Annotated in this window: 6 protein-coding genes and 1 pseudogene; 4 read left to right on the forward strand and 3 right to left on the reverse strand. The window is 59.8% G+C overall.

The window, feature by feature from the left end:
- Positions 1-324: 324 nt before the first annotated feature.
- Positions 325-1,719 (forward strand): cation:proton antiporter, encoded by a 1,395-nt coding sequence (locus NCN04_RS06150; RefSeq protein WP_084764275.1) that lies wholly within the window; start codon positions 325-327, stop codon positions 1,717-1,719.
- On the opposite strand, the gene NCN04_RS06155 is transcribed toward NCN04_RS06150, so the two are convergent.
- Entirely contained in the window at positions 1,716-2,030 is a 315-nt protein-coding gene (locus NCN04_RS06155) for a hypothetical protein (protein WP_250395509.1), read from the reverse strand. The genes NCN04_RS06150 and NCN04_RS06155 overlap by 4 nt on opposite strands.
- A gap of 69 nt (positions 2,031-2,099) precedes the next feature.
- Here NCN04_RS06155 and NCN04_RS06160 point away from each other — a divergent pair, with 69 nt between their 5' ends.
- Together NCN04_RS06160 and NCN04_RS06165 are read left to right on the forward strand one after the other, a co-directional pair.
- Positions 2,100-3,014, forward strand: coding sequence for an alpha/beta fold hydrolase (locus tag NCN04_RS06160; protein ID WP_250395510.1), 915 nt, complete (start codon positions 2,100-2,102; stop codon positions 3,012-3,014).
- A 32-nt stretch (positions 3,015-3,046) separates the two neighbouring features.
- Positions 3,047-3,484: pseudogene (locus NCN04_RS06165) on the forward strand (aldose epimerase family protein); the annotation flags it as partial.
- A 95-nt stretch (positions 3,485-3,579) separates the two neighbouring features.
- Here NCN04_RS06165 and NCN04_RS06170 read toward each other — a convergent pair.
- On the reverse strand, positions 3,580-4,494 hold the full coding sequence (locus NCN04_RS06170) for an alpha/beta fold hydrolase (protein ID WP_250395511.1): 915 nt from the start codon (positions 4,492-4,494) through the stop codon (positions 3,580-3,582).
- A gap of 69 nt (positions 4,495-4,563) precedes the next feature.
- Between NCN04_RS06170 and NCN04_RS06175 the strand changes: the two genes are divergently transcribed.
- Positions 4,564-4,878 carry a hypothetical protein gene (locus tag NCN04_RS06175; protein ID WP_250395509.1) on the forward strand — a complete coding sequence of 105 codons (315 nt, stop codon included), beginning with the start codon at positions 4,564-4,566 and terminating at the stop codon, positions 4,876-4,878.
- Here NCN04_RS06175 and NCN04_RS06180 read toward each other — a convergent pair.
- The gene (locus NCN04_RS06180; RefSeq protein ID WP_084764275.1) at positions 4,875-6,269 is read right to left on the reverse strand and encodes a cation:proton antiporter; all 1,395 of its coding nucleotides are present in this window, start codon (positions 6,267-6,269) and stop codon (positions 4,875-4,877) included. The two genes, NCN04_RS06175 and NCN04_RS06180, sit on opposite strands and share 4 nt — an antisense overlap.
- Between the last annotated feature and the right edge of the window lie 324 nt (positions 6,270-6,593).

The following is a 6,593-nucleotide window of genomic DNA, read 5'->3' on the forward strand; positions in this document are numbered from 1 at the left end:
AACACGGCATCACCATCCAATCCGGCCCGTTCTGGGTCGGCGTAACAACCAGGAGTTGGAAGGCGAAGATCGAGGGGTTCGGAGCTGCTCATGGAGGGGGGAATATGCCGATTGCTTTTTGTATTGCGTTAAGTGTGCTGGTATTGGACCGATAAAGCTTGAAACGGTGGCCGAACTGTGACCGAGGCTTCTGGTTCAACCGTCGGCCAAAAGCTTGCTTGTGCGGCCTCTCCTTTTGTGGCCATCAGCTAGCAGGTCGTCGCAATGCACGGTCAGGGATCCCGTTTGCCTTTATGGTCCCGCTGAGAAAACATGCCGATTCCGATGCTCGCCGCTGCGATGCCGCCCCTTCTCACGCCGCTTTTGGCTGAACTGTCTGCGCACGATTTCGAGATGGCGGAAACCCTCATTGGGGTTGGCCGATTCATGCTGATCTTTGTGGCGGCGAGGGCGCTGGCCGAAGTTCTGGTTCGCCTTCAGCTCCCCACGATTTTGGGAGAGCTGCTGGCCGGTGTGTTGATTGGAGCGTCTGGTCTCCACCTCTTGGTGCCGCCCGAAACCCAGGTGGAGTTGAGCAATGGCTTGATCACCCTGCTCAGTTCCTTAGGCAATGTGCCTCCTGAATCGGTGACGGATCTCTACAACGAGAGTTTCCCGGCCCTGGAGGCAGTAGCCCAACTGGGATTGTTTGCTCTCCTGTTCCTCACCGGTTTGGAGAGTGAGCTCGATGAGTTGATCGCCGTGGGCACCCAGGCCTTCACCGTGGCTGTTGCGGGGGTGGTGTTGCCATTTGCCCTGGGGACCTGGGGCCTGATGGCCATTTTCCACGTGGACGCCATTCCAGCGATTTTTGCCGGTGCGTCGATGACCGCCACCAGCATTGGCATTACCGCCAGTGTGTTCGGAGAACTCGGATATTTGAAAACGCGCGAGGGACAGATCGTGATTGGTGCGGCCGTTCTTGATGACATCCTCGGCATTGTGATCTTGGCTGTTGTGGTGGCCTTGGCGTCCGGCGGCAGCCTGGAAATTGGTCCGATCGTCAAGCTGGTGGCTGCTGCCGCTGTGTTTGTTGTGGCGGCGATTGGTTTGAGCCGCACGGCAGCGCCTGCCTTCGATTGGTTGATCGACAAGCTCAAGGCACCGGGTGAGGTGCTGGTGGCGTCCTTCGTCATCCTTGCGCTGAGCTGCTTTACCGCCACCGCGATTGGCTTGGAGGCTGCCCTTGGCGCCTTCGCGGCTGGTCTGATCCTCAGCGGCTCAAAGCACAATCACGCCATGCAACAGGCGGTTCTGCCGATCGTGACCTTGTTCGCCACGATCTTCTTTGTGCTCGTGGGCGCCGGCATGGATCTGTCCGTGATCAATCCTTCGGATCCTGGGAGCCGCACCGCTCTGATCATCGCCGCCTTCCTGTTTGTGGTTGCCGTGATCGGCAAGATTGCCGCTGGTTGGGCCTTTGTGAGCAAGCAACCCACCCGTCGCCTTGTGGTTGGGCTTGGAATGATGCCCCGCGGAGAAGTGGGTTTGATTTTCTTGGGCCTTGGCACCAGCGCCAAGCTTCTATCGCCATCGCTCGAGGCGGCCATTCTCTTAATGGTCATCGGCACCACCTTCCTGGCACCGGTGCTGCTCAGATTGGTAATTGGTGGCGACAAGCCTGATGACGATGACAAGGTCGATAGCGAGGTTGCGGCTGATCCGGTTGGTTTGATCTAGTCCCCTTGCCCGCGGGCAACCACCAGAAACAAACTCCAGCCAATGGTGATGAAGGCCAGGCTGGAGGCCCAGCCTGGTCCGAGGGCCCAGGCCAGGATCAGTTGGGTGATCACACCCACCACAAGGGCGAGCAACAGACTGCTGATCACCAAAGCGGCCTGACGCCAGGCCCCACTCAGGGGCCCGTCTTCCAAACTGGCCTCCAGCCGTTGAAGGGGACCACTGAGCGGCAGGTAGAGGGCGAGCGCCCAGAACAGGCCTCCGCTCAGGGTGCTGCTTTGCAGCAGGGGCCCCATCTCGTATGTGTCCATCGTTGGCAAGTGCCCGGCGCTGCGGAGGAATGAACTGGATGCCTAGCATCGCTGCCCGATGGAACAAGCGTGGTGAGTGAGCCCTGGTGGCAGTTTGAGAACCATGCGGTGCATGGTCTTTGTCAGAGGCCTGAACAGCCTGAGGCCGCGGCCCAGGCCCAAGAGCGGCCCGCTGTGTTGCTGGTCCATGGCTTTGGGGCTTCTACCGACCACTGGCGCTACAACATTCCAGTGCTGGCAAGCCAGTACGAAGTGCACGCCCTGGATCTTCTTGGCTTCGGTCGTAGTGCCAAACCAGCAGGGCTCACCTACGGCGGTGCCCTGTGGCGCGACCAATTGGTGGCCTATGTCCAGCAGCGGATCGGTCGCCCCACCGTGATCGCTGGAAATTCGCTCGGGGGGTTTGCTGCCCTAGCGGCTAGTGCTGCTTTAAAGGACCAGTCAGCGGGTGTGGTGCTCCTGAATGCGGCAGGGCCTTTCAGTGATGAAAAGCGCTCAACGCCGAGTGGCTGGGGCGCCATCGCCCGTCGCACGATTGCTTCGGCTTTGCTCAAAAGCCCAGTGCTGCAAAGGGTGTTGTTTGAGAATTTGCGCCGGCCGGCCACGATTCGACGCACCCTCAATCAGGTGTATATCGATCGCACCAACGTGGATGACGCCCTGGTGGAATCGATTCGCCTTCCGTCGCTTGATCCGGGTGCCTTTGGCGTGTTTCGCACCGTGTTCGACATTCCCAGCGGCCAACCCCTGGATGAATTGTTTGATCAGTTGCAATCCCCCCTGTTCCTGCTCTGGGGGATTCGCGATCCCTGGATCAACGCCGCTGGACGTCGCGCCAGTTTTCAACGCCATGCCCCGGAGAACACCCACGAAGTGGTGTTAGAAGCCGGGCATTGCCCCCATGACGAGGTTCCCGATCAGGTGAACAAGGCCCTGCTCGATTGGCTTGGTTCCCTTGCGATCGATGGCTGCGCGGATGGCTGAGCTGTGGTCACACTGAAGAAGCTCCGGGTTTGATGGCCATGACCCTTCGTCAACTGTCGACGCCGTATGCCCACTGGGAATACGTGCATCCCCAAAGTGGTGATCGCCTACGGGTGGTGCCTGAACGCGGCGGCATTGTCACGGAATGGCGTTGCAATGGGCGGGAGATTCTCTATTTCGATCAGTCGCGTTACGCCGACCCAACGCAAAGCATCCGCGGTGGGATTCCTGTGCTGTTCCCCATCTGCGGCAACCTTCCCGGTGACCGGCTTCCCTTGAAAAGCGGTGAGGCCAGCCTGAAGCAGCATGGCTTTGCGCGCGGCTTGCCCTGGCAGCTGGAGCTCCTCGACGACCAGAGCGGCGTGCGCTTGTGGTTGACGGACACGGACGAGACCCTTGCGCACTATCCGTTCCGCTTTCGCCTGGAGATGGCGGTGCGTCCTGTGAGTGATGCGTTGGAGATCACCACTTTGGGGATGCACGTATTCCCAGTGGGCATACGGCGTCGACAGTTGACGAAGGGTCATGGCCATCAAACCCGGAGCTTCTTCAGTGTGACCACAGCTCAGCCATCCGCGCAGCCATCGATCGCAAGGGAACCAAGCCAATCGAGCAGGGCCTTGTTCACCTGATCGGGAACCTCGTCATGGGGGCAATGCCCGGCTTCTAACACCACTTCGTGGGTGTTCTCCGGGGCATGGCGTTGAAAACTGGCGCGACGTCCAGCGGCGTTGATCCAGGGATCGCGAATCCCCCAGAGCAGGAACAGGGGGGATTGCAACTGATCAAACAATTCATCCAGGGGTTGGCCGCTGGGAATGTCGAACACGGTGCGAAACACGCCAAAGGCACCCGGATCAAGCGACGGAAGGCGAATCGATTCCACCAGGGCGTCATCCACGTTGGTGCGATCGATATACACCTGATTGAGGGTGCGTCGAATCGTGGCCGGCCGGCGCAAATTCTCAAACAACACCCTTTGCAGCACGGGGCTTTTGAGCAAAGCCGAAGCAATCGTGCGACGGGCGATGGCGCCCCAGCCACTCGGCGTTGAGCGCTGTTCATCACTGAAAGGCCCTGCCGCATTCAGGAGCACCACACCCGCTGACTGGTCCTTTAAAGCAGCACTAGCCGCTAGGGCAGCAAACCCCCCGAGCGAATTTCCAGCGATCACGGTGGGGCGACCGATCCGCTGCTGGACATAGGCCACCAATTGGTCGCGCCACAGGGCACCGCCGTAGGTGAGCCCCGCTGGTTTGGCACTACGACCGAAGCCAAGAAGATCCAGGGCGTGCACTTCGTACTGGCTTGCCAGCACTGGAATGTTGTAGCGCCAGTGGTCGGTAGAAGCCCCAAAGCCATGGACCAGCAACACAGCGGGCCGCTCTTGGGCCTGGGCCGCGGCCTCAGGCTGTTCAGGCCTCTGACAAAGACCATGCACCGCATGGTTCTCAAACTGCCACCAGGGCTCACTCACCACGCTTGTTCCATCGGGCAGCGATGCTAGGCATCCAGTTCATTCCTCCGCAGCGCCGGGCACTTGCCAACGATGGACACATACGAGATGGGGCCCCTGCTGCAAAGCAGCACCCTGAGCGGAGGCCTGTTCTGGGCGCTCGCCCTCTACCTGCCGCTCAGTGGTCCCCTTCAACGGCTGGAGGCCAGTTTGGAAGACGGGCCCCTGAGTGGGGCCTGGCGTCAGGCCGCTTTGGTGATCAGCAGTCTGTTGCTCGCCCTTGTGGTGGGTGTGATCACCCAACTGATCCTGGCCTGGGCCCTCGGACCAGGCTGGGCCTCCAGCCTGGCCTTCATCACCATTGGCTGGAGTTTGTTTCTGGTGGTTGCCCGCGGGCAAGGGGACTAGATCAAACCAACCGGATCAGCCGCAACCTCGCTATCGACCTTGTCATCGTCATCAGGCTTGTCGCCACCAATTACCAATCTGAGCAGCACCGGTGCCAGGAAGGTGGTGCCGATGACCATTAAGAGAATGGCCGCCTCGAGCGATGGCGATAGAAGCTTGGCGCTGGTGCCAAGGCCCAAGAAAATCAAACCCACTTCTCCGCGGGGCATCATTCCAAGCCCAACCACAAGGCGACGGGTGGGTTGCTTGCTCACAAAGGCCCAACCAGCGGCAATCTTGCCGATCACGGCAACCACAAACAGGAAGGCGGCGATGATCAGAGCGGTGCGGCTCCCAGGATCCGAAGGATTGATCACGGACAGATCCATGCCGGCGCCCACGAGCACAAAGAAGATCGTGGCGAACAAGGTCACGATCGGCAGAACCGCCTGTTGCATGGCGTGATTGTGCTTTGAGCCGCTGAGGATCAGACCAGCCGCGAAGGCGCCAAGGGCAGCCTCCAAGCCAATCGCGGTGGCGGTAAAGCAGCTCAGCGCAAGGATGACGAAGGACGCCACCAGCACCTCACCCGGTGCCTTGAGCTTGTCGATCAACCAATCGAAGGCAGGCGCTGCCGTGCGGCTCAAACCAATCGCCGCCACAACAAACACAGCGGCAGCAGCCACCAGCTTGACGATCGGACCAATTTCCAGGCTGCCGCCGGACGCCAAGGCCACCACAACAGCCAAGATCACAATGCCGAGGATGTCATCAAGAACGGCCGCACCAATCACGATCTGTCCCTCGCGCGTTTTCAAATATCCGAGTTCTCCGAACACACTGGCGGTAATGCCAATGCTGGTGGCGGTCATCGACGCACCGGCAAAAATCGCTGGAATGGCGTCCACGTGGAAAATGGCCATCAGGCCCCAGGTCCCCAGGGCAAATGGCAACACCACCCCCGCAACAGCCACGGTGAAGGCCTGGGTGCCCACGGCGATCAACTCATCGAGCTCACTCTCCAAACCGGTGAGGAACAGGAGAGCAAACAATCCCAGTTGGGCTACTGCCTCCAGGGCCGGGAAACTCTCGTTGTAGAGATCCGTCACCGATTCAGGAGGCACATTGCCTAAGGAACTGAGCAGGGTGATCAAGCCATTGCTCAACTCCACCTGGGTTTCGGGCGGCACCAAGAGGTGGAGACCAGACGCTCCAATCAACACACCGGCCAGCAGCTCTCCCAAAATCGTGGGGAGCTGAAGGCGAACCAGAACTTCGGCCAGCGCCCTCGCCGCCACAAAGATCAGCATGAATCGGCCAACCCCAATGAGGGTTTCCGCCATCTCGAAATCGTGCGCAGACAGTTCAGCCAAAAGCGGCGTGAGAAGGGGCGGCATCGCAGCGGCGAGCATCGGAATCGGCATGTTTTCTCAGCGGGACCATAAAGGCAAACGGGATCCCTGACCGTGCATTGCGACGACCTGCTAGCTGATGGCCACAAAAGGAGAGGCCGCACAAGCAAGCTTTTGGCCGACGGTTGAACCAGAAGCCTCGGTCACAGTTCGGCCACCGTTTCAAGCTTTATCGGTCCAATACCAGCACACTTAACGCAATACAAAAAGCAATCGGCATATTCCCCCCTCCATGAGCAGCTCCGAACCCCTCGATCTTCGCCTTCCAACTCCTGGTTGTTACGCCGACCCAGAACGGGCCGGATTGGATGGTGATGCCGTGTT

The sequence above is a fragment of the Synechococcus sp. MU1655 genome (genome assembly GCF_023630655.1).
In the GTDB taxonomy this organism is placed as follows: domain Bacteria; phylum Cyanobacteriota; class Cyanobacteriia; order PCC-6307; family Cyanobiaceae; genus Synechococcus_C.

Bases quoted from the DNA above. Each gene is read 5' to 3' on its own strand.
- NCN04_RS06180 (WP_084764275.1), bottom strand. From the start codon at position 6,269: ATGCTCGCCGCTGCGATGCCGCCCCTTCTCACGCCGCTTTTGGCTGAA.
- NCN04_RS06175 (WP_250395509.1), top strand. From the start codon at position 4,564: ATGGACACATACGAGATGGGGCCCCTGCTGCAAAGCAGCACCCTGAGC.
- NCN04_RS06155 (WP_250395509.1), bottom strand. From the start codon at position 2,030: ATGGACACATACGAGATGGGGCCCCTGCTGCAAAGCAGCACCCTGAGC.
- NCN04_RS06150 (WP_084764275.1), top strand. From the start codon at position 325: ATGCTCGCCGCTGCGATGCCGCCCCTTCTCACGCCGCTTTTGGCTGAA.